The organism is Chryseobacterium sp. GQ58 (assembly GCF_059758895.1).
In genome coordinates this window covers 151,955-174,024 of the sequence record NZ_JCAXEH010000002.1, presented here as the reverse complement: position 1 = coordinate 174,024, position 22,070 = coordinate 151,955, and the positions used below count along the sequence as shown (strand labels likewise).

The window sequence follows — 22,070 nt, the reverse complement described above, 5'->3', positions numbered from 1 at the left end:
ATTTGTCATTCTGACGCAGGAAGAATCTATACTTTAATTATAGAGATTTTTCATTACCCTTTGCTTCGTTCAGAAATGACATACGTTATATTTAAAATGTATTTTACAAATTAACTTTCAACCTTTTTATCTCATCAGCATTGGCAAACGATTCATAAGATAACACTGCTGAAGAATGAAAATATTGACCTTGAGTTACATTTTTCAACTCTAAAATATTATTGGAACGAACACCGCCTCCAATTAAAATCTTGATGTCGTCAGAATAATTTTCAATAAGTTTTTTTAAATTTTCTTTTCCATCCATTGCAGAGTTTTCTCCACCGGAAGTCAAAATTTCTCTGAAACCCAATTCAATTAGTTTTTCTATAGATTCAAAAATATTATTGGTTCGATCGATCGCTCTGTGAAAAACACAAGATTTCCCGTTGGCTAAATCAACTAAAATTTTATTTTTTTGTACATCAATTTCCTGATTTTCATCTAAAATTCCAAAAACAAAACCATCAGCGTTTGCCTTTGAAAATTCAATAATATCTTCCTGCATCTGTTTAAATTCTGAATCGGTGTACAGAAAACCTCCTCCAACAGGACGAATCATCACATGAATCGGTTTGGAATATTTCTCTTTTAAATATCTCAATTCTTCAAGATCCGGTGTAATTCCTCCCGAATTGATGTCTGCACAGAACTCAATTCTGTCTGCAACAGAATTCAAAGCAATTTCAGCTGAAGTGATATCGAATGTAGCAATTTCTAAAAACATACTGAATGGTTATTTATTTAAATTTTTATTTTAAAGCGAACTCAGGTTTTTCCAAACGATTTCCCTTTTGATCGTAAACGGCAAAATTAAATCCGTCCTGAATACAATACGAACCATATTCACCCTTTTTATTCAAAGCAATAAAACCAACCTGAATATCTTTAAGGCTTTTATTTCTGTGTTTTGTGATTTTCACGATTCTTTCAACCGCTTCTTTACAAGCCTGTTGCGGATTTTTTCCTTGTCGCATCAATTCAACCACAAGATGAGTTCCGACCATTCTGATCACTTCTTCACCATGACCCGTCGCCGTCGCCGCACCAACTTCATTATCGACAAATAAACCCGCTCCGATAATTGGTGAATCGCCCACTCTTCCGTGCATTTTGAATGCCATTCCGCTGGTTGTACAGGCTCCTGAAAGATTCCCATGCGCATCCAAAGCGATCATTCCGATCGTATCATGATTTTCTACATTTACGATGGGCTTGTATTTACTCTCTTTCAGCCAATCTTTCCATTCTTTTTCGGATTCTGAAGTGAGAAGATTTTCTTTTTTAAAACCTTGAGAAACTGCAAATTGAAATGCTCCGTCTCCAACCAGCATTACGTGTGGTGTTTTTTCCATTATTGCTCTTGCTACCGAAATAGGATTTTTAATGTTTTCAAGACAGGCAACCGAACCAATGTTGTAATTTTCATCCATAATACAGGCATCCAAAGTCACTTTTCCGTCTCTGTCGGGCCGGCCGCCGTAGCCGACGCTTCTTTCATTCGGATCGAGCTCCACCAAACGAACTCCTTTTTCAACAGCATCTAAAGCTCTTCCGTTTTTATTTAAAATCTCCCAGGCTTCTTCGTTGGCTTTTAAACCGAAATTCCATGTGGAAAGTACGATTGGTTTGTTGATTATTTTATCTCTTTCAGGAAAATCTTTAGCAATTAAATCCAATGGATTCAACAATAATGCGGAAGATGCCAATGCTGTATTTTTTAGAAATTTTCTGCGTGAAGACATATTTTATTAGGTATTAGGTTGCAGGTTTTAGTTAAAATTAATTAGCTCCGATTTCATCAACGAAAAGCCAAGCTTTTGAATCTGCTCCGGGATTTCCGGCGGGAATAATTCCTGCGTTTTCTATTTTTATTTTGATGTATCTTGAGTCTTGATTCCCAACGTTCAGTTTAACTTTTCCTTCTGCATTCTGAATTTCATCTTTTCCGATTTCTTTAATCATTTTAAAATTTTTATTATCATCAGAAACGAAAATTTGTGCTGATTTCGCCTGATGAATCCAGCTTCCTTTGTTTTCCAATGTGTTAAAATAAACTTCAGAAAATTGCGTTCTATTGCCTAAATCAATTGTTGCCACCAAATCTTTCCCCTGAAAACCCAACCACGTTTTTCCCAATTGTTTCACGTTTCCTACAATTCCGTCAACTAATGTAAAAGCTCCGCCGAAAGAATAATTCTCGCTCGGCTGTTGTTCTAATGTAATATTTTTTCCTGTCGTTTTTGACGTTGCAAATTGTTGAGAAGAAATTGCACTTTTCAATTGTCCGTTTTCAAAATAAGCTGATTTTATAATCATTGATTTTGAAACAGGAATCGGATTTTGATAAGTTTTCGAATTTGCATTCGGTTCCGTTCCATCCAAAGTATATCTGATTCCGTTTGGATTTTGTGAACTTGAAAGCTCGTAAGAAATCCCGTTATTATTTGGGACTACTTTTCCTGAAACGTTGTAAATACTTTTCGCATAATTCATATTCATTTTATCCAAAACTTTGAATTGATGGATCACTCTTCCTTCAAATTCTTTATAATTTTTAGGATCTGAAGTTCCCCAAGCGACTTCCGAAAGTGCCATTAATCTTGGGAAGATCATATACTGAACCTGTTTAAAATCAAGAATATATTCCGTCCATAAATTAGCCTGAACACCCAGAATATATTTTCCTTGTTCAACATTTAATTCAGATGGAATCGGATTATAAGAATAGACTTTTTCCAAAGGTGTAAAACCTCCGAAAGCGTTCGGCTCTGTTGCCGGATCTCCCTGATAATGATCGAAATAGCAATACGAACCGGGAGTCATAACTGCGAAATGTTTTGATTTTGCGGCTTCAATTCCTCCCTTTATACCTGTCCAGCTCATTACGGCTGCATTTGGTGCTAATCCGCCTTCTAAAATCTCGTCCCAACCGATGATTTTTCTGCCTTTAGAATTTACATATTTTTCAATTCTTTGTATGAAATAACTTTGTAAGCCGTGTTCATCCTTTAGATTATTTTTCTTGATTAATTCCTGACAATGAGCACATTCTTTCCATCTTGTTTTCGGGCATTCATCGCCTCCGATGTGGATATATTGTGAAGGGAAAAGCGCAATAACTTCATCCAAAACGTTTTCTAAAAACTTAAAAGTTTCATCTTTCGGGCAAAAAACATCATCAAAAACGCCCCATTTTGTCGCAGACTCGAAAGGTCCTTTTGTACAGGCCAATTCAGGATAAGCCGATAAAGCAGCCAAAGCGTGACCCGGCATTTCAATTTCCGGAACAACCGTGATGTGTCGATCCTGAGCATATTTTACAACTTCTTTTATTTGTTTTTGTGTATAAAAATAGGGTCCGTAAGGCTTTCCATCGAAGGTATTATCAACATACGCTCCGATCATTGATTCTTTTCGTTTTGAGCCTATTTCTGTTAATTTCGGATATTTTTTTATTTCAATTCTCCAACCTTGATCGTCGGTTAAATGCCAATGAAACGTATTCAACTTATACATTGCCAAATAATCAATGTATTGTTTTACTTCTTCAACCGTGAAAAAATGGCGGCAAACATCCAAATGCATTCCGCGCCAAGAAAATTTTGGCTCGTCTTCAATTTTTAATGCAGGAATTTTACCAACATCTTTATATTGTTCGAATAACTGAATTAAAGTTTGAAGTGCTAAAAAATATCCTTTTTCAGAACCCGAAGAAATCGTAATTCCTTTCGAAGAAACAGTAAGATTGTATTTTTCTGTTTTCTGTAAATCTTTGAAATCATCTGGTGGAAAAGCAAGATATCTCAAATCTGGAACCTCTTCTTTCCTTGCAAAACTAAATTTTAAATATTGAACATGATTCTTAAAGTATTCAGTTTCTTTTATAGGAAGAAGTTGAGCTAATTTAAAACTTTCGGGAATTGTAAATTCTCCTTCTAAAATTTCAACTTTTTGAGGATAAGGAATTAAATTCAGTTTCGTTTGTGAAAAAAATAAAGTCGATAATAAAAAAGAAAAAACCAATAAAATACGCAGCATTTGGTTGAGTTTAGATTTTAGCTAATATAATTCTTTTCTGAAAAATTACTTAATTATTTAACTTATTAAGACTTAAAACATCTAAATTTGTATAAAATAAACGATGAAAAAAACTTTTCTTTTAGCAGTTGCCGGATTATTATTTTCGGTTTCTGCACAGGCACAAATTTTTGATGTTATCAAATCTACCGTTAAAAAACAAACCGGCGTTGATCTCAACAGCCCGGTGAAAACAAAAACCACTTCAAATACTTCTACAACTTCGACCACAAAATCGTTCTCTACAAATATCAACAATCTTACTTCAAGTCAGATTTCATCGGGTTTAAAGGAAGCTTTAAGTCTTGGTGTAACGGAAGGCGTGAAAAAATTAGGAGTTACCGACGGTTTCTTTAAAAATGAAGCGGTAAAAATTTTAATGCCCGAAAAATTAAGAGTCATTGATACGAAACTTCGTGCGTTTGGATTGGGAAGTTTGGCAGATCAGGGCGTGAAACTACTGAACAGAGCAGCTGAAGATGCCGTTACTGAATCGGCTCCGATCTTTGCAAATGCCATCACTTCAATGACGATTACTGACGCAAAAAATATTTTGCTGGGAAGTAATAATGCGGCAACCAATTATTTACAGAACAAAACACAAACTCAACTTTTCAGCCAAAAGTGAAAGCTTCATTAGGAAAAGTGGGTGCTGATACAGTTTGGAAAAGCTTAATTTCAAAATACAATACGCTTACCGGGCAAGCGGTTTCTACTGATCTGAATGAATATGTTACCAATGAAACCATTAATGGTGTTTTCAAAATGGTGGCAGAAAAAGAAAGCGGAATCAGAAATAATTCTGTGATGAGAACAACAACTATTTTGCAGCAAGTTTTTGGGGCGCAGGATAGAAAACAGATTCAGATGTTAGATACTAGATTTTAGACTTACATTGGATGTTTAAAATTCTGTAAAATATAAATAAAAAAGCTGTCTCAATTTCTGAAACAGCTTTTTGCTTTATTTAGAATTGCATTTCAGGGATTTCACCTTCAATGATCAAATCTGCTTCTGTCGATTTTATAATATGTTCTACCGAAACTCCTGGCGCTCTTTCAACAAGCCTGAAACCATTTGGAGTTACATCAAGAACGGCTAATTCGGTAACCACTCTTTTGACACAATTAACACCAGTTAAAGGAAGTGTGCATTTTTTTAGGATCTTGCTTTCGCCTGCTTTGTTGACATGCATCATCGCTACGATAATATTTTCGGCAGAAGCTACCAAATCCATCGCGCCCCCCATTCCTTTTACCATTTTCCCGGGAATTTTCCAGTTGGCGATATCTCCATTTTCCGAAACTTCCATCGCACCAAGAATAGTTAAGTCAACTTTTTGACTGCGAATCATCCCGAAACTGAATGCAGAATCGAAAAACGAACCGCCATCCAAAATCGTAATCGTCTGTTTGCCGGCATTGATAATATCTGCATCTTCTTCACCTTCGAAAGGAAAAGGTCCCATTCCGAGAACTCCATTTTCGCTCTGAAATTCTACGGAAAGATCATCGGAAACATAATTGGCAACCAAAGTTGGAATTCCAATTCCTAAATTTACGTAATATCCGTCTTTTACTTCCTTGGAAATACGTTTTGCTATATCTTCTTTACTTAACATTTTATTTAAATTTGATTTTTTTAACGCAAAGAGCGCAAAGTTTTTTTTAAGATTGACACTGCTTTTAAGTTCGCAAAGGCGTTCTACTTAGCAAAATCACATAAATTTCAATTACTGAAGTGTTTGAATGATAATATTTTAATTAGCATTTTTTCTAACAGTTCTCTGTTCGATTCTTTTTTCAAATTTTTCGCCTTGAAAAATTCTTTGAATCATGATTCCCGGAATATGAATCTGGTTTGGATCCAATTCACCCGGAGCGACCAATTCTTCTACTTCCGCAATGGTAATTTTCGCTGCTCCCGCCATTGGATGATTAAAGTTTCTTGCCGAACCTTTAAAAATTAAATTTCCTGCGTAATCACCTTTCCAAGCTTTTACAATGGAAAAATCTGCTTCATAAGCATGCTCCAAAATATGTGGTTTTCCTTTGAAATCTTTTACTTCTTTGCCTTCCGCTACTTCAGTTCCGAAACCTGCAGGTGTATAAAAAGCAGGAATTCCGGCTTGTGCTGCTCTGCATTTTTCGGCAAGTGTTCCTTGCGGCGTTAATTCGACTTCTAATTCGCCGGAAAGCATCTGTCTTTCGAACTCAGCGTTTTCTCCTACATAAGAGGAAATCATTTTTTTAATCTGTCTTTTGTGTAAAAGTAATCCTAAACCAAAATCATCAACTCCGGCATTGTTTGAAATACATGTTAAATCTTTTACATTACTTTCTACCAAAGCATTGATCGAATTCTCAGGAATTCCACAAAGACCGAATCCGCCCAACATCAATGTCATTCCGTCTTTAATTCCTTCAATAGCTTCAGTGGCATTTTTTACTCTTTTATCTATCATTTTACTTGCTAAAATTTTGTGGTCTGAAATTACGAATTTTTTGTGAATTGTATCTTTTTTGTAAATCTTTTGATTTGAAGCTCTGTTTTTGCGTGAGGGATGGAAGCGACATCCTTTTTAGGTTTCGGCGGCTTTGCCGCCGAAACCTAAAAAGATACAGCGGACAGCCCGACCTGAATGAGGAAATGGAGCGCGAGCGAAGCGAGCGCGTAATGACCGAGTGAATGGGCACGCCATGATTGGGTTTTATGATTTTAGAGTTTTTAGAGAAAATTATTGAAAAATGTTTTGTAAAGTATTGGTGGACAGAAAAATTTGTTTTATTTTTGCAATCTGTTATTCAACCTCTGACGAAGTCCGTGTAAGTTGCTTAGCTTGACAAAAAATTTTTATTACAAAAATGGATTTATTAAAGTACGTACAAGACAAGTACATTACAAAAAAAGAATTCCCTGAATTCAAAGCTGGTGACACGATCACTGTGTATTACGAAATTAAGGAAGGTCAAAAAACTAGAACTCAGTTCTTCAAAGGAACTGTAATCCAATTGAGAGGAACAGGTTCTACAAAGACTTTCACGATCAGAAAAATGAGTGGTGATATTGGTGTGGAAAGAGTTTTCCCTATCAACATGCCTGCTCTTCAAAAAATCGAAGTTGACAGAAGAGGTAAAGTTAGAAGATCTAGAATTTACTACTTCAGAGATCTTAGAGGTAAGAAAGCGAGAATTAAAGACGCTGCTTACAAAAAGAAATAATTCAGACAACAACACATACGAAGAGAGGCTATTCAAATTGATTAGCCTCTCTTTATTTTGATATATATTCTTTTGTCTTGAAACAAAAGAACCAAAAGTTCAAGACTGGAAACTCCAGCTAAAAATTGCAATTAAATCCTAAAATCCCCAAAACTTGCGCGAAATCAGAATTAGTTCTTCAACTCAGAATTTTTGTCGCGCTTCAGACAGTGGGAATTTTTTTACGGATTAAATTTCAATTTTCTTAACGCCTCCTTTTCCTAAGTCAATCAAAACAAATTTAATTCTACTTTATAAAATCGAACAAAGCATTCCAGAATTTATCATAAACTTCAATGTGCGGAAGATGGCCTACATTGTCAAGCTCAACCAATTTTGAACCTGCAATTTGCGCTTGTGCCTTTTTCCCCAATTCCTGATATTGTCCCATTGTCGGCTGTATTTCTTTTGGTGCGCGGTCTTTTCCAATAGCGGTTCGGTCTCTTGTTCCGATAATTAATAAAGTTGGTGTTTTTATATTTTTAAATTCATAAACGACAGGTTGACTGAATATAATATCACTTGTCAAAGCTGCATTCCAAGCGACTTGAGGATAATCTTTATGTAATGTCCAACCAGCAATTAAATCAAGCCACGGCTGATATTCTTCTTTCCATTTGTTGTCGTAATAAAACTTTAACTGATAATTTTTATAAGTTTCTGCCGTGTTTTTTAATTCGGATTTGTAAGCTTCATCGATGGTTTGGTATTTTGCTAAAACTTTATAATCTTCCAATCCGATCGGATTTTCAAGAATCAACTTTTCAACGGTTTCAGGATACATTAAGGCAAATCTCGTAGCAACCATTCCGCCCATTGAATGTCCCAAAACTATTGTTTTATCGATTTTTAATTCATTTAAAATTTCTTTTGTATTGCTCGCCAGCTGAGCAAATGAAAATTGATAATTTTGAGGTTTTGATGATTTTCCAAAGCCAATCTGATCAGGAATAACAACCCTAAAACCTTTTGCAGATAAGTCTTTTGCAGTCTTTTCCCAATACGCTCCATTAAAATTTTTCCCGTGAAGAAGCATAATGGTTTTTCCGTTCGGATTTTTTGGCTTTACATCCATATAAGCCATTTTCAGATTTTGCTTTTGAGAATTTAAATCTTTAAAATGAACTTCAAACGGATACTGATAATTTGTCAACATCGCATCCAATGGTTTTATCTGAGAAAACATCAAACATGGTGCAATCGATAACATTAAAACCGCAACTGCATTTTTAAAATATTTCATGAAATTTATTTTAGATATTAAAATTAAAAAAACCGCTTCAAAAGAAACGGTTTTCGAATGTTATTTTTAATTTAATTATAACTTTTTAAGATATTTCAGCGACTGACAATTCTTTTTTAGAAGGTAAATTCATTAAAACAATGGCAAACAATATTAAAATAATTCCAACCCATTGGATGAGTAAAACTTGCTCATTCAGCAAAACAAAAGCCATTGTCACTGAAACGGGAAGCTCCAAAGAGGAAACAATACTTCCTAAGCCCAAACCCGTATTCGGAAAGCCAATATTAAATAGAATAGGCGGAATGACTGTTCCAAATAATGCTAAAACAAAACCGTAAGTCAAAAAAATAGAATAATCAAACGGACGAATATGCTGCGTATTTTCTGTAAAATCAAGGTAAAAAGATCTTAATCCTTCGAAATGCAAGGGTCCGATTTGTGCAAAAAAGAGGAATAAAAGTATGATAACAGAACCTCCTGAAAGCATAATAATACTTTTCCTGAAAGCCGGAACATGCGTTGCAATAGTATTTGACGAAAACATCGTCATGGTAAATGATGCAGCAGCCAATAATCCCCAAAATATGCCGTGCCAATCAATTTTCACCTCCAAATTAATAAGGTTTGTAGCTAAAACAGTTCCTATTAAAACAATTAAAGTAGCTACTATTTTTTTAGCATTAGGAAATTTCTTTGTAATAAAGCTTTCGAGAACCACACTGAACCAAACCGACTGCATCAGCAAAACAATCGCAATTGAAACATTAATATACTGAACTGCAATGTAATAAAACAAACTTGTACATCCCAATGAAGTTCCCGCCAACATCAAAAGCTTAAATTCTTTTGAAGAAGGTGCCGGCAAATGCTTTTTTGATGTTATCGTCTGAATAAAATTCAGGATCAATAAACCTACAAAACCCAACAAAAACTGAGACGCAGTGACTTCGGAAGTTGTATAACCATCTATATAAGCCATCTTTACAAAAGTTGCCAACATCCCATAAATACTTGAGCCAATACCAACGAACAAAACTCCCTTTAAAATATTTTTCTTCTCCATATCTTTTTACAGCGCGCAAAGTTACAACTTATAAATTTCTTAAGTTATATTTCTGTATTAACAATAAAAATCACCCCAGAAATTCTGAGGTGAATGATGATTAAATTTGATTTAACTATTATTTTTTAATCAAAAGTTTTGATGTTGCATCAATTCCCAATCCTTTTACTTTCACAATATAAACACCGTTTTGTAAAGTATTGGTTGAAATTGCTTTTTTAGAATCCGGTGAAATTTTATTCTCTGTAGAAACTAATTTACCTGACATATCATAAATCTCAACATTCACTTTTCCTAAAGTATTGCTTGGGAAATTGATAAAAAATTCATTTTTAGCAGGATTTGGATAAATTGAAATTGTATTATTGTTTGCTGATGCAGTTTCATTTGTAGAAAGTGCACACTCATCCGGAGTGGTAAAACTTTCTGTCTGATCATTGATATCTGTTTTAGCTCCAGCTGAAGCACCGACACCCAAACCTCTTTTAGCAAAAGCACTCCAGATCATACATTTATCTACACCACCTGTGGTTGCTAATTCTGCTGCCAAAATTGCATCTCGACCATCAATAAATGTCGGACTGCAAACCTGTAGCTTTAGCCCATCTGTTACTAATTGTAATACTCTCGAGCTACCATTTGTCGCATTGGCTGTTACATCAGATGAATAACCATATTTATTAACATATTCCCAATGCAGATCCCAAAGCATTGTTGCCCAAACAAACCCTATCGAATGTACATTTGGGACTAGCTGTCCGTTTGCATTTGTATATTGCATACCATTAGTATCTCCATATGTATAATCATTGATAGTGAAATCTGGAGAATATTTTGCAAGCCTTATTCCCGGCCCTGTTATAGGCTGTCCTGTAGCATAAGTTCCCATACCTCTTGCTACAGAAGCATTATCTCCCGGCTTATTGGTAAGCATTAAACCAAAAAAGTCTGACCAACCCTCACCCATCTGCTCGCTACTACCAGCAGTTGAGAGACATGTTGATCCGTTTCCTGTCAATCTATTTGAAATTCCATGTCCATATTCATGAGTTATGATTCCGTTATCAAAACTACCATCAGGAGTTACAGCTGTTGCCGGATCATTTTTAAGAGTAACATTTACTGTCGTATTGGAGGCAAGCTGACCTTTTATAAATTCTCCTTCGGCATTTTCAATCAAAACTGAAGGTATGATAATCGTAGCGTCAGTTCCAGACATAGTACCTATTGCACTAGATGCTGGGGCATTATAAATGATTACAGCATTGGCTCCTGCATCTTGTGCATTTTTTACTTTAACCGTAAAAGCGCAAGTTCCCCTTTCGATCAAGCCGATTTTCCCTGTAAGCGAATTCGCTGGCAATGCAGTACATCCGTCTAATACAGGAGATAACTGAACATCCGCAGTAACTCCCACTGCATCGAGAGGATTACCAAATTGAGCCGTACCTACGGATGGCTGACGCGACATTGCTGAGGCTGGTGCATTATAAAAGAAGTTGGTATTTATACTCGACCATAAATACATTTGCATACGGCCTCTAGACCCATCTGCAGGACTAGAAAAGAAAGCGTTATTAGTTCCTGCTCCATCTTGTCCTTCGGCTCTTACGTAATCGTTGCCGGCACCTCCATTTCCAAAATTGTTCTGTTGGAAATTTCTGGCTGATTCTGTAAAACCAAATTTATAAAAGATGTCATGAATTCTATTGTTCATGTAAAATAAATTGGTTAAAGAAGCATTCTGATTAGCTGTAGGAGTACCATTTACACTATAAGCAAAATCAAAATTTCTGGCAGCTCCACCGTCCGCAGATGCTCCCGGAGCATTTAAATTAGCTGTATCTTCATATGCATGCACATTGTTTCCTCGGGTAATAGTATAATGTGTTGTCCCGTCAGAATGCCAGCCTTCAGGTGAAGAGGCTAAAATCCAAGGGTTTGTAATGATTGACCTTTGTCCAAAAGTCGGCGCCTGTATTGGTAAAGGAAATACATTATAGGAAGCATTATCAGGAGCTAAAAAAGAAAAACTATTATTATGATCCTGAACCGGACCAATAAAATGATAGTGACCATGATCATGCGAATATGCATCAGAATGGAAATTACATGATAAAGTTAAATTTTCTTTGAAAATTATATCTCCGGTATTTGCATCAATCAGAATATTCCAATAATTGGGAGATTTTGGTTCCTCTAAAGAAAATTGATAGGCAAGTTTTAGATTTCCATGATCTGAAATATAGACCAATCTTTGTTTGACAAACTTTTTGTTATCAAGGTCTTTCTCAGAAAAATTAAGAATTGTAAAATTAGAAATATCCTCTATTTGAAGCTCGCTTAATATTTTCTGTAAAGCCGCCTCTTTATTTATTTTTGCAGAATTTACTGTAGATTCGTTATAATTTTTTATAAAATTATCATTGTAATATACAATTTTACCATCCTTTATCAGAGCCGTTCCTACAGAGTTGTAAATTGGAAGACCTTTGTATGTCTGTTGAAATTTTACAACACTTCCGTTTAGAGATTTAGAAGGATCAACATTATCAACAAGAAAATTTGTCAGATCTGATTTCTTATAATCTCTTATGGTTTTTGTAAGAATATAGTCTTTAATAAGCTTTTCATTATCTTGTGAAAACAAGTTGGATGATGGAAAAACCGTGCATACTGCAAATAAGAATGTGGTAGTTATTTTTCTCATATTAAATAATTTTAGTTATCAAATTTAATAATATAATTCAATTTAAATTAAAAAAATAAACTAATTGTTGTAAAAATTTATAAAATATGATTAAAAAAACAACAAACATCATTATTATTTGTCTTCAGGTCATAAAAAATCCGCCTCAAAATTGAGACGGATTCTTAATTATAGACTAAGTTATGATTATTGCTTTTACAGAACCAATCCTTTTAACTCTAAAATAAATTATTTTTTAATCAAAAGTTTTGATGTTGCATCAATTCCCAATCCTTTTACTTTCACAATATAAACACCGTTTTGTAAAGCATTGGTTGATATTGCTTTTTTAGAATCCGGTGAAATCTTATTTTCTGTAGAAACTAATTTCCCTGACATATCATAAACTTCAACATTTACCTTCCCTAAAGTATTGCTTGGGAAATTGATGAAAAATTCATTTTTAGCAGGATTCGGATAAATTGAGATTGCATTATTGTTTGCTGATGCAACTTCATTTGTTGAAAGTACACAGTCTGCAGGAACGCTAAAATTTTCTACTTGATCATTAATATTGGTTTTAGAGCCTGCCGAAGCATTTACTCCAAGACCTCTTTTAGCAAAAGCTCTCCAAATCATACATCTGTCTGCACCACCTGTTGTAGCCAGTTCGGCCGTTAAAATCGCATCTCTACCGTTCACAAAAGTCGGGTTGCATATCTGAAGTTTTAAAGCATCTGTAACCAACTGCAATACCCTTGCGCTTCCGCTTGTAGTATTTGCTGTAACATTAGAAGCGTAACCATATTTAGCCACATAATCCCAATGCAGGTCCCAAAGCATCGTTGCCCAAACAAACCCTATAGAATGTACATTTGGTACAGTAGCCTGGCCATTGAAATATTCCATACCGTTGGTATCACCATATGTAAATCCGTTGACAGCAAAATCTGTTGAGTATTTTGCAGGCCTGATCCCATCACCTGTGATTGGCTCTCCTCCCGCATAAGTTCCGATAGCTCTTGGAACAGAAGCGTTGTCTCCCGGCTTGTTGGTAAGCATTAAAGCAAAAAAGTCTGACCAACCTTCGCCCATTTGTTCTTTATCCGCACCAGAATTCAAACAATTGTATCCCGTTCCGGTTAATCTGTTTGAGATTCCATGTCCGTATTCGTGTGACACGATACCATTATCAAAACTTCCGTCATATCTTGTGTCTAGTCTGATATCAACATTTACAGGCGTGTTTGCTGCTAATTTCGTTTTGATATATTCTCCTTCCACATTATTAATTAAAATTGAAGGAATTGTGATCGTATTATCTACGCCTCCCATATTTCCTAAAGTAGCTCCATTGGCAACATCATTATACACAATAACTCCTGTTGCGCCTGCATTCTGTGCATTTTTCACTTTCACTACGAAGCTGCAGGTTGTACCTCCTCCTCTTTCAATCAAACCTATTTTTCCGGTTAATTCTCCGGCAGGTAAAGCTATACAAGCATTTGTATTGCTCACAAATTTTACGTCACCCGTAATCCCCACATCGTTAAAACCAGGTCCAAATTGTGCCGAGCCTCCAACTACAACTCTAGGTGTTGCATCAGTCGGAGCATTATACCATAATACGCGGTTTGATCCTAGCCACAAATACATTTGCATTACAGGATTATAATTATCCGGATATGAAGCAAAATTAGCATTATTATAGCCTCCGCCGTCTTGAGATTGAGCAAATACTTCATCATCATCTAAACCTCCGTTTCCAAAATTATTGCTCTGAAAATTTCTTGCAGATTCTGTAAATCCAAACTTATAAAAAATATCATGCATCATATTACTGATGTAAAATAAATTTGTAGTTGCAGCCGGAAGATTAAGGATTGCTTTACCATTGGCGTTGTATGCAAAATCAAAATTTCTTGTTGCTCCACCGTCAGGAGAAGTTCCATACGTCATTTCATCATCATCCTTATCATCGTATGCATACACATTATTTCCTCTTGTGATTGTGTAATGAGTCGTTCCGTTTGAATGCCAACCTTCAGGAGATGAAGACGGTATCCAAGGGTTTGTCACAAGACTTCTAGGTCCAAAAGTAGGTGCTTCTGTTGGCAATGCAAAAACATTGTAAGAAGCATTATCGGGTAATAAAGTAAAGGTATTATTTGTATAAAATTCTTTATTTTGAGGTAATGCTACCATCACATGATCCGTATCGTGTGAATAAGCGTCTTCATGAAAATTACAAGAAAGATTTAAATTAATCTTATTAAGAACTTTTCCGGTATTTGCATCGATTAAATAATTCCAGTGATTGGTTGTTTTAGGCTCGTGCACCAAAAATTCATAAGACAATCTCAAATCTCCGTTATCATCCGTAGCATATACCAACCTCTGTTTTGCTGCAGTCAATTTTTGAGGACCTTTTTCGAAAAAGTTCATAATTGGCAAAGTAGAAATTTCTTCTTTATTAAGATCGGCTGAAATTTTACTTAAAGCTGCATTTTTGTCCAAAGCTGCATTTGCAGAGTTGGAAGTTGAATAATCTTTTACGAAGTTATCGGAATAATAAGTAATCTTGTTATCCTTCACAAGAGCAGTTCCTACAGCACTAAAAACAGGAAGCCCGTTGTACGTTTGCTGAAGTTTTACAACATTTCCGTTAAGTGATTTTGAATTATCAACGTTGTCAATCACAAAATTTGTGAGATCAGACTTTTTATATTCCCTAATCTTGTTTTGAGAAATATAATCTTTAATCAACTTCTCGTTATCTTGTGAATACAACGCAGAAGGAAGTACTGCAAAAGCAGCCAATAAAAGCGGCAGAGTTATCTTTTTCATTTCTATTATTAAAGCAGCAAATTTATGATATATTTCAAATAAAATACATTATTATTTAAATATATGCATAAAATAAACAAATTAATACTAAAACAAACATCAATATTCTGATTACCAAACATTTAACATTTAAATATAAACAAAACTATTTTAATAACTAATTGATTACCAGCACCACACACCTAACACTCAAATTGACTTTATATAAATTCTACAACTATATAATATTATGTGTGATCTATCTATGAAAATTTAATTTGGTTGTACTTTAAAACATTCCTTTCCATCAACATTTCTGTTATAGAATTTCATTTGTCATTCACAAAAAAAAGAACCATTCCGAAGAATGGTTCTCTATATTTAAAAAATTGGTTTAAGATTATTTACCTCCTTCCATTTTTCTTTTTAGTTCTGCTAATGCATCGATGTCTCCAAGAGTTGATCTTTCTTCGTTGTTTGAAGAAGATGATGTATTATTAGATCTATTGTTAGATTCTTTTACATTTTTCTTTTCTTCGTCTCTGAAGATTCCTGTGTGAGAAACCACTACTCTCTTGAATTCTTTGTTGAATTCGATTACTTTGAACTGAGCATCTTCACCTTTTTTGATTTTAGATCCGTCTTCTTTCTCTAATAATCTTGAAGGACAGAAAGCTTCTACTTCAGCATCTTCGAATTGTACAGAAGCACCTTTATCATGTACTTCTACAGCTTTACCAGCATGTACAGTTCCTTCAGCATATTTAGTTTCAAATTTATCCCAAGGGTTTTCTGTCAATTGTTTGTGACCTAGAGATAATCTTCTAGCCTGGATGTCTAGTTCAAGGACTACAACATTTAATTTATCACCAACTGCACAGAACTCAGATGGATGCTTGATTTTCTTAGTCCAAGAAAGATCAGAGATATAGATTAATCCATCAATACCTTCTTCCAATTCTACGAATACACCGAAGTTTGTAAAGTTTCTTACAGTTCCAACATGTTGAGAACCTACAGGATATTTAGTTTCGATATTTTCCCAAGGATCTTTAGATAATTGTTTCATACCTAAAGAGATTTTTCTGTCTTCTCTATCAAGAGTAAGTACTTCAGCTTCCACTTCGTCACCTACTTTTACGAAATCTCCTGCACTTCTCAAATGAGTAGACCAAGACATTTCAGAAACGTGAATTAATCCTTCTACACCTGGAGCGATCTCTACGAATGCACCATAGTCAGCAAGAACTACTACTTTTCCTTTTACTTTATCACCAACTTTCATGTCAGCAGAAAGAGCATCCCAAGGATGAGCTTCTAATTGCTTCATACCCAATTGGATTCTTGTTTTCTCGTCATCAAAGTCAAGGATTACCACTTTCACAGTTTGTCCGTCTTCTAAGATTTCAGATGGATGGTTCACTCTAGACCAAGAAAGGTCTGTAATGTGGATCAATCCGTCTACACCACCAAGATCTACGAATACACCGTAAGAAGTAATATTCTTAACAGTACCTTCAAGAACCTGACCTTTTTCAAGTTGTGCGATGATTTCTTTTTTCTGACCTTCGATATCTGCTTCGATCAATGCTTTGTGAGATACAACTACGTTTTTGAACTCAGGGTTGATTTTCACAACTTTGAACTCCATAGTTTTACCTACGAACTGATCGTAATCTTTAATTGGCTTAACGTCGATTTGAGAACCTGGTAAGAATGCTTCGATACCGTGTACATCAACGATCATACCTCCTTTAGTTCTAGATTTTACAAAACCGTTAACGATTTCTCCAGTTTCGTGAAGTTCGTTTACTCTATCCCAAGCTTTAAGCGTTCTAGCTTTTCTGTGAGATAATTGTAATTGACCAGTTTTGTCTTCTCTTCTGTCAACCATTACTTCTACATCATCACCTACTTTAAGGCCCGGGTTGTAACGGAATTCGTTAAGAGAAATAACACCTTCAGATTTGAAATCGATGTCTACGATAGCTTCTTTGTCAGTCAATCTTACAACTTTACCAGTGATAACGTCGTTATCATTTAAGCTGCTAAGAGATCCGTTATAGATTTCTTCAAGATCACTTTTTTCTTTTCTAGCATCTGCATCAAGACCAGATTCGAAAGAATCCCAGTCAAATTGTTCTGGTGCTACGTTTTGGTTAAGAATAACCTCTGCTGAATTTGTCTCTTTTGACATTTTCTAATAAAATTTGTATTCCTTCTTTTTTAACGGTCTGAATAAATGTGGATTTAAAAAATACGGAAGTAATTAATTATTAATATTTTACCTTATCAAACCTTTACCACAAAAGTGAGTGCAAAAGTACAAAATTATTTTATTCTAACAATATATTTTCAGCAGGAAATAGAAAGTTGTAATTAACTAAATTTCAATTTATTATAAAAGAAATATAAAAATGTGGAAGTAAAATTTAAAGAAACTTGGAAAAAGTGAAGAATAGATGAATCAAAAAAGAATAAGTTCCGATCCCAACTTATTAAGAATTTAATTAATAAAAAGCAGGCGTTAACCCGCTTAAATAAAGATTTTTTTTTCCATCATTCAGATCTTTATTTGATAATTCAAATATAAACCTTTTTACATTAACTTCATAATATTTTTTTCAAGAATTTACAGGAAAGCTAATAACTTTTGGAATATTTATTTGATCTGATGAATAAAAAATACTTATTCAAAGGTTTTTGCAGAATCTTCAAGTGAAGAATTAAGCGTCGAAAGCTCTTCTTCAGTAAGGTTTCTCCATTTTCCAAGAGGCAAATCCAGCTTGATATTCATGATTCTTATGCGTTTTAGCTTCTTTACTTCGTATCCTAAAAATTCGCACATTCTCCTGATTTGTCTGTTCAGTCCTTGCGTCAAAACAATACGGAAAGTCATATCATCAATTCTATCAACCTCGCATTTTTTGGTCACGGTATCCAAAATAGGAACTCCGTTTCGCATTTTTTCGAGAAATTTTGTGTTGATAGGCTTATCAACTCTTACCAGATATTCTTTTTCATGATTATTTTTTGATCTGAGAATTTTGTTCACAATATCTCCGTCATTTGTCAAAAGAATCAGACCTTCACTTGGTTTATCCAACCTTCCAACGGGGAAAATCCTTTTATCGTGGTTTATATAATCAATTATATTGTTCTTTTCGCGCTTTGTATCGGTTGTACAAACGATTCCGACCGGTTTGTTGAAAGCAATATAAATAGGTTTTTCTTCAGATTCACGTATTGGTTTTCCGTCTACTTCAACGATATCTTCATCAGAAATTTTTGTTCCCAACTCAGGAATTCTACCGTTTATTTTGATTCTTCCTTCTTCCAAAAGCTTGTCCGCTGCTCTTCTCGAACAGTATCCTACTTCTGATAAATATTTATTGATACGTGTTTTTTCCATTAATCTATTCCTTCAACGGTGTAATGTTTGTTACTGTAAATGGTAATTCCATAGCTTAATCCTATAAAAGTACTATTTGAAACAGGTAATTTTGGCGATTCCAAAACAATTCCTCCTTCCTGGCTCAATCTTTTTGAATAAGCAACCTGAATTCCCAACTTCACTCCCCAAAATTCTGAATTTGATATAACTGAACGGTTAAATTGTTTTCCATAAGTGACATCTATAAAAAAAGCTTCATCTCCGGGATTAAAAATAATTTTAGGCTGAATAAGCCAATACATCATATGGAAATTTGGATCTATATACATGTATTTCAATCCTGTTCCCAATGCAAAATTAGGAAGAAAATTGTAACCTCCAATTGCCGAAATTCCGTATGTAAACTTATTGGGAAGATAAGGAGCAACGTATTGTTGATAATATGGCGAATCTCTATTTTGATTATTCTTAATACTGTTTCCTAAATTGTAGCCTGCACTCAAAGAAGGATTGAAGTAAAAATTCATCTTTGGCTTTTTAATATCTTCATTCTGCGAAAAAATTTGGACAGAAAAAAGTAAAGTGGAAAATAAGAGTAAATATTTCATCATAAATTTTCAAATCTATAATCATTCTCTAAAAAATCTGCGGTTGCATTTTCAATGGTATAGTCGCCGATTTTCGTTCTTCTCAATTGCGTCAAATAAGCTCCGACGCCCAGTTCCTGACCAATATCGTGAGCCAGACTTCTGATATAAGTTCCTTTTGAACAGCCAACGATAAAACTTACCATCGGAAAATTGATTTCAACATCTTTAATATAGTGAATTGTTGTCTTTCTGGATTTCATTTCGACCTCTTCTCCGGCTCTGGCTAAATTATAAGCTCTTTTACCATCAATTTTAATGGCTGAAAAAACAGGCGGTTTTTGTTCTATTTCTCCTAAAAATTTATCTAAAGCTTCCGTAATATTTTCTTTCGTAATGTGAGAAATATCCTGATGAAGAATTTCCGGCTTTTCTGTATCGTAAGATTCGGTTTGAACTCCTAGTTTTATTTCGGTCCAATATTCTTTCGGGGCATCCTGTATTTCGGGGATTTTCTTTGTGAATTTTCCGCAGCAGACAATCAAAAGACCTGTCGCACGAGGATCTAAAGTTCCGGCGTGGCCTATTTTAAAGTTTTTAGGCAGATTAAATTCTCTTTTGAGCTTATATTTCATTTTATTCACCGCCTGAAAAGAAGTCCAGTCAAGTGGTTTGTCTAAAAGAAATATGTAACCTGATTGTAATTCTTCAGCATTCATTAATGAGGAATAAGTAATTGGTAATGAGCAATTTTAGTTTATTTAAACCAATAAAAATAAATCAGCAAAGCAATTCCTACAATTATCCTGTACCAGCCCCAAGGCTTGAATCCGTATTTATTAAGAACGCCGATGAAAGCTTTAATAGCAATCAAAGCAACAATGAAAGCAACAATATTTCCTACAACAAAAATCATAATGTGATCTTGCGAAGAAAAAATCATTTCGTATCCTTTTTGAGGATTAGCGGTTTCTTTTCCCCAAGTTTTCACAAAAACGGAATAAACGGTAACCGCCAACATGGTAGGCACAGCCAAGAAAAAGGAAAACTCTGCTGCGGCCTTTCTTGTAAGGCCTTGCGTCATTCCTCCGATAATTGAAGCTGCACTTCTGCTCGTTCCCGGCATCATCGCAAGACATTGCCAAAAACCTATAATTACTGCTTTTTTTATGGAAAGTTCTTTTTCATCATGCACGACAGGATTTTTAAACCATTTATCAGCAAACAATAAAACAACACCGCCAATAACTAAAACTGACGAAATTGCAATTTGGTTCCCTAAAACAGCCTCTATTCTATCATCAAGTATATATCCTAAAACCAAAGCCGGTATCACAGCAAATCCCAGTTTGAAGTAAAATTGAAGATTTTTTAGATCAAAGAACTTTTTCCAATACGCTACAACTACTGATAAAATAGCTCCAAACTGAATAGAAACCTGAAACATTTTCAGAAATTCTTCGTCTTCAAGACCCATCAAGCTGGCAGCAAAACCCATGTGTGCGGTTGATGAGATCGGTAAATATTCTGTAAGTCCTTCTACAATAGCAATGATTATTGCTTTGATTAAATCCATTTAAATTAATTAAAAAATTGAAATATTCAGGAAAAATTAAAAGATTCAAATTAATATTCAAATCTTTTAATTCTTAAATCTTATTTGTAAAAATAATTATTTTCTTTTCAAAATTGCAAACACTTCAATTGCGAAACCAATCACAATAAGCAAAGGTGCAATTCTGATTCTTCTGATCGAAAAAATATCGTTGTTCCAGGAATTCGGATCGTATTTTCCGTCTACCGTATTGGCATCAGGGCCCATCATTAAAAGGAAACCTATTACGATACATGCCAAACCGATCAGCATCCATTTGTAATTTTGCTTTCCAAAATAGAAGCTGCTTTCTTTTGGAATTTCTGTTTCCTTACCAAAATCTGATGCGGAAAATTTATTTGTCTTTTTGCCCATTTTTAAGAGTAATATAAATCGTCAACGTTTGATCTTAAGAATCTCCATGTTGCGATGATTGTACTTAATACAGAGATGAAAATACCAACTCCCAAAATTAAAATTACCAGCCAGAAATACTGTTGATTATCCTGTACAAATGCAGAACCGATCTGGTTTGTAAAATAATACCAAACACCAAATAACGCCATAAGACCGATAACAGAACCAATTGCGCCTAAAATAACGGCTTCTATAATAAAAGGTTTCAGAATAAAGCGTCTTTTTGCTCCGACCAACTGCATGGTTTTGATAATAAATCTTTTTGAGAATATTTTTAAACGTATCGAATTATTAATTAACACAACTGCTAAAACTAAAAATAAGATAGAGAAACCTAAAATCCATTTCAAAATCCTGTTTAGGTTATTGTACACGTCAACCATTAATGTACTGTCGTTTTTGACATCAACAATTCCGGGAACAGATTTGATAATCTTTATAGCTTCATCAATTTTTACGGGATCTACATATTCCGGTTTTAAGGCGATTTCTACAGATGATGGGAAAATATTCTCCTCGAAAAGCGCATCGCTATCAATTCCCATGCTTTTTTTAGCTTCTTTAGCTGCATTTTCTCTTGAGATATAAGTCGCTTTTTTTACAGGAGCCAAAGTCTGCAATTTTTTGAAAGCCTCTTCTTCCAGCTTTGCTATTTTCAGGGAATCTTTTGCATCGTAATTTTCGTCATAATAAGCATTGACTACCAATTGCTCCTTAATATAATCAGAATATTTTTGAGCATTAATCAAAATAAGACCCATAAGTCCCAACAAAAATAAAACTAAGGCAATACTTATCACAACCGTGATATTACTAGACCGAAGCCTTTTCTTATTGAACTCTTCTACAGATTTAGCCATTAATATTAGAATTTT

The 22,070-nt window shown here is 34.6% G+C and carries 17 protein-coding genes and 1 pseudogene; 2 read left to right on the top strand and 16 right to left on the bottom strand.

Features of this window, described 5'->3' with window-relative positions:
* Positions 1–103: 103 nt before the first annotated feature.
* From AC6CHK_RS05000 to AC6CHK_RS04990, 3 genes are read right to left on the bottom strand one after another with little or no spacing between them, the layout of a single operon-like run.
* Complete coding sequence (locus AC6CHK_RS05000; protein WP_498094151.1) at positions 104–766, bottom strand: copper homeostasis protein CutC; 663 nt, start codon at positions 764–766, stop codon at positions 104–106.
* A gap of 25 nt (positions 767–791) precedes the next feature.
* Positions 792–1,784 (bottom strand): isoaspartyl peptidase/L-asparaginase family protein, encoded by a 993-nt coding sequence (locus tag AC6CHK_RS04995; RefSeq protein ID WP_498094149.1) that lies wholly within the window; start codon positions 1,782–1,784, stop codon positions 792–794.
* Between the two features lie 37 nt (positions 1,785–1,821).
* Entirely contained in the window at positions 1,822–4,080 is a 2,259-nt protein-coding gene (locus tag AC6CHK_RS04990; protein WP_498094147.1) for a glycoside hydrolase family 20 protein, read from the bottom strand.
* A 103-nt stretch (positions 4,081–4,183) separates the two neighbouring features.
* Here AC6CHK_RS04990 and AC6CHK_RS04985 point away from each other — a divergent pair.
* A pseudogene (locus AC6CHK_RS04985) lies at positions 4,184–5,007 on the top strand (DUF4197 domain-containing protein).
* A gap of 79 nt (positions 5,008–5,086) precedes the next feature.
* On the opposite strand, the gene AC6CHK_RS04980 reads toward AC6CHK_RS04985, so the two are convergent.
* Both AC6CHK_RS04980 and AC6CHK_RS04975 read right to left on the bottom strand, forming a co-directional pair.
* Positions 5,087–5,740 carry a CoA transferase subunit B gene (locus AC6CHK_RS04980; protein WP_498094145.1) on the bottom strand — a complete coding sequence of 218 codons (654 nt, stop codon included), beginning with the start codon at positions 5,738–5,740 and terminating at the stop codon, positions 5,087–5,089.
* Positions 5,741–5,878: 138 nt separating this feature from the next.
* Positions 5,879–6,583 carry a CoA transferase subunit A gene (locus tag AC6CHK_RS04975; protein WP_498094143.1) on the bottom strand — a complete coding sequence of 235 codons (705 nt, stop codon included), beginning with the start codon at positions 6,581–6,583 and terminating at the stop codon, positions 5,879–5,881.
* Between the two features lie 400 nt (positions 6,584–6,983).
* Between AC6CHK_RS04975 and rplS the strand changes: the two genes are divergently transcribed.
* Complete coding sequence (gene rplS / locus AC6CHK_RS04970) at positions 6,984–7,340, top strand: 50S ribosomal protein L19 (RefSeq protein WP_498094141.1); 357 nt, start codon at positions 6,984–6,986, stop codon at positions 7,338–7,340.
* Positions 7,341–7,626: 286 nt separating this feature from the next.
* Here rplS and AC6CHK_RS04965 read toward each other — a convergent pair whose 3' ends face one another.
* The 11 genes from AC6CHK_RS04965 to AC6CHK_RS04915 all read right to left on the bottom strand — a co-directional run bounded on the left by AC6CHK_RS04965 (position 7,627) and on the right by AC6CHK_RS04915 (position 22,055).
* Positions 7,627–8,622, bottom strand: coding sequence for an alpha/beta fold hydrolase (locus AC6CHK_RS04965; RefSeq protein ID WP_498094139.1), 996 nt, complete (start codon positions 8,620–8,622; stop codon positions 7,627–7,629).
* A gap of 85 nt (positions 8,623–8,707) precedes the next feature.
* Positions 8,708–9,688: an EamA family transporter gene (locus AC6CHK_RS04960; RefSeq protein WP_498094137.1), complete on the bottom strand. Its 981-nt coding sequence runs from the start codon at positions 9,686–9,688 to the stop codon at positions 8,708–8,710.
* A 118-nt stretch (positions 9,689–9,806) separates the two neighbouring features.
* A complete protein-coding gene (locus tag AC6CHK_RS04955; RefSeq protein WP_498094136.1) occupies positions 9,807–12,398 on the bottom strand; it encodes a T9SS-dependent M36 family metallopeptidase in 2,592 nt (863 codons plus the stop codon).
* Positions 12,399–12,626: 228 nt separating this feature from the next.
* Positions 12,627–15,224 (bottom strand): T9SS-dependent M36 family metallopeptidase, encoded by a 2,598-nt coding sequence (locus AC6CHK_RS04950; RefSeq protein ID WP_498094134.1) that lies wholly within the window; start codon positions 15,222–15,224, stop codon positions 12,627–12,629.
* Positions 15,225–15,603: 379 nt separating this feature from the next.
* Positions 15,604–17,400: a 30S ribosomal protein S1 gene (gene rpsA / locus AC6CHK_RS04945; RefSeq protein WP_498094133.1), complete on the bottom strand. Its 1,797-nt coding sequence runs from the start codon at positions 17,398–17,400 to the stop codon at positions 15,604–15,606.
* 492 nt (positions 17,401–17,892) lie between these two features.
* On the bottom strand, positions 17,893–18,615 hold the full coding sequence (gene rluF, locus AC6CHK_RS04940) for a 23S rRNA pseudouridine(2604) synthase RluF (RefSeq protein WP_498094131.1): 723 nt from the start codon (positions 18,613–18,615) through the stop codon (positions 17,893–17,895).
* Positions 18,615–19,124 carry a hypothetical protein gene (locus AC6CHK_RS04935; RefSeq protein ID WP_498094129.1) on the bottom strand — a complete coding sequence of 170 codons (510 nt, stop codon included), beginning with the start codon at positions 19,122–19,124 and terminating at the stop codon, positions 18,615–18,617. The genes rluF and AC6CHK_RS04935 overlap by 1 nt, the downstream gene beginning before the upstream one ends.
* Positions 19,125–19,204: 80 nt before the next feature.
* Positions 19,205–19,903 (bottom strand): tRNA pseudouridine(55) synthase TruB, encoded by a 699-nt coding sequence (truB, locus tag AC6CHK_RS04930; RefSeq protein ID WP_498094127.1) that lies wholly within the window; start codon positions 19,901–19,903, stop codon positions 19,205–19,207.
* Positions 19,904–19,941: 38 nt separating this feature from the next.
* Positions 19,942–20,760: an undecaprenyl-diphosphate phosphatase gene (locus AC6CHK_RS04925; RefSeq protein ID WP_498094125.1), complete on the bottom strand. Its 819-nt coding sequence runs from the start codon at positions 20,758–20,760 to the stop codon at positions 19,942–19,944.
* Between the two features lie 96 nt (positions 20,761–20,856).
* Positions 20,857–21,153 (bottom strand): DUF3098 domain-containing protein, encoded by a 297-nt coding sequence (locus AC6CHK_RS04920; protein WP_498094123.1) that lies wholly within the window; start codon positions 21,151–21,153, stop codon positions 20,857–20,859.
* A 2-nt stretch (positions 21,154–21,155) separates the two neighbouring features.
* Entirely contained in the window at positions 21,156–22,055 is a 900-nt protein-coding gene (locus AC6CHK_RS04915; RefSeq protein WP_498094121.1) for a cell division protein FtsX, read from the bottom strand.
* Between the last annotated feature and the right edge of the window lie 15 nt (positions 22,056–22,070).